Source organism: Mesorhizobium sp. M1A.T.Ca.IN.004.03.1.1, from assembly GCF_003997555.1.
Lineage (GTDB): Bacteria > Pseudomonadota > Alphaproteobacteria > Rhizobiales > Rhizobiaceae > Mesorhizobium.
Map to the genome: position 1 here is coordinate 1 of NZ_RZTV01000119.1, position 332 is coordinate 332.

Consider the following 332-nt stretch of genomic DNA (forward strand, 5'->3'; position numbering starts at 1 on the left):
CGCGATCCGTGTGACGCCGTTGGCCTGGACGATCTTTTCCAGCAGGACGAGCTCTTCCTGGGTAAGATCCGTCAAAGGCGGGCGCACGGGGCCTGGGTTCTGCCCGAGGACGCGAAGGCCGGCCTTGATGATCGAGACGGCATATCCCTTCTTGCGGTTGCGCAAGGCGACGAAGGGGAAGAAGAAGCTCTTCAGGATCTCGTCGACGGTCGCCTGATCGCCGGTGCGCAAGGCGCCGTAAAAGCGTTGGGCCAGTGCAGGCACGAAGTTGAAGACCGCGTACGAATAGGTCGTCACGCCGGCGGCAAAATAGGCTTGGGCATAGACCTCAT

General features: G+C 61.4%; 1 protein-coding gene. It reads right to left on the minus strand.

Translation table 11 applies throughout. From position 1 onward, the window contains the following. The coding region (locus EOD29_RS30960; RefSeq protein ID WP_206520529.1) for a dihydrodipicolinate synthase family protein at positions 1-332 on the minus strand (332 nt) is incomplete at both ends.